This window comes from Anaerophaga thermohalophila str. Valhall (assembly GCF_000250735.1).
GTDB lineage: Bacteria > Bacteroidota > Bacteroidia > Bacteroidales > Marinilabiliaceae > Anaerophaga > Anaerophaga thermohalophila_A.
The window spans coordinates 1-1,649 of sequence record NZ_AHZV01000036.1 but is presented as its reverse complement, the minus strand read 5'-3'; the positions used below and the strand labels follow the sequence as shown (position 1 = coordinate 1,649).

General features: G+C 37.2%; 1 protein-coding gene. It reads right to left on the bottom strand.

The window, feature by feature from the left end:
* Window positions 1-28 precede the first annotated feature (28 nt).
* On the bottom strand, window positions 29-1,537 hold the full coding sequence (locus OQ5_RS0101255; RefSeq protein WP_016775748.1) for an IS1634 family transposase: 1,509 nt from the start codon (window positions 1,535-1,537) through the stop codon (window positions 29-31).
* Between the last annotated feature and the right edge of the window lie 112 nt (window positions 1,538-1,649).

Below are 1,649 nucleotides of genomic sequence, written 5' to 3'. Positions count from 1 at the left end.
TCCTGAGTTCCGCATTGGGACACCCAAATTAAAATCCGAAGAGATCGGCAAGTATTTTTTGTTCCCGGGTTAATAGTAGAGTTTCTGTGTAAGTCCTGCCAGTTGTAGGATCTGTAATTTCTACGGCATATATTGTTTTGGCAATTTCGATTGCTTGTTCACAGCTCAAATCAGCTTGTTTTACCTTCAGTTGTCTTTCAAGCTCTTTGTAGACCTTATATGCCACGAAGTTAATAGTAATGTGTGCTTCAATTCTTGATTGTAACCTGTGGTATATCGGTCTAATTTTTAAATCATGTTTAGAGACTCGAAAAGCCTTCTCGATCTTCCAAAGCTGCCCATAATTATTAATTATCTTCTCCTTTGATAGGGTTGTGTTGGTGAGGTAGCCCTTCAGCCCATCCCATTGAGCATCTTGTTCGTATTTCTGCTTATCTATACTGATTTCAACATTGCCTTCAAGTTTTAAATACTTGTTATAGCCTCTGTTATTTATTGAAGATTTGGTTAGTTTCCCGGATTTAATTTTTTGTTTCAGTTTTACCAACCCTCTTTCCCGGTTGTAACGGTCCTTACTTGCACGTTTTTCAGTGTATCCTATTACCAGCCTTAATCCATCAGGTTTCCTAATTATAGCACTTGTTTTATCGGATAAATCCAGAGAAAGTATTTTCTTCTTTATAGATGCACTTTCGTTCTTTATGCGAGCGCCCAAAATAAACTCATAACCCTTTTCTATCAGGTCTTTTACGTTACCGGTTGATAGTAGTCCGGAATCGGCAATAACAACTAATTTATTCAGGTTATACTTCGTTTTAAAGGAATCTATTATAGGCAGCATGGTATGTCCTTCAAACTTGTTGCCTTCATGAATCTCGTAGGCTAATGGATAACCCTCCAAGCCAACTAGAAGGCCAAGAATGATTTGAGGGTTTTGGTGCTTTCCTTCCTTTGAAAATCCACGTTTCCTGATCTCATCTTCGTCATCAATTTGAAAATAAATCGTTGTTACATCGTAAAACACAACGCTCATTGCCCCACCCAGTATCTTTCGTGTGTGATTAAAACTTATTTGCTGAAGCTGTTCCTTGTGGTCTTTGTAAAGTTTATCTAGGTATCGGTATATTTTATCTTCGTTAATGCTTATTGAAAAGTAACGTTGAAGATGCTGTGTAGTCTTTAATTTGCTTGCTGGATGAGATAGCCGCACAAGTACTAGCTGCCTGAGAAGATCGCTCTTTACCTCGTCAAAACCAATCTCTGAATATATTCGACCAAGCAAAAGATTAATGCCTTCTATTGTTATGCTATTGATGCTTTGTTTTACCGCATCTTTGAATGAATGGCCTGCGAAATTAATTGTTTGTTGGCCTCTGTAGTGTTGGATGAAGTCATGCCCATCTTTAAATAATCGCTCAATTTCAGTTGAATCATTAGAGCTGCCAATGGTTTTTACCAATCGGTATTTACCAGTACTCTTATCTACGACCTGAACACTGATGACTCCACTTTTATTTTTCTTTTTTCGAACAAACATGGTGTAAAAGCAGCCTCTGGGACACCCAAATTTACACCTAAAAATACATTAAAAAATTGATTTATTGATATTTAATTTTTGGGCGAGAAAAAAGTGCGGAACTCAGGAAAAA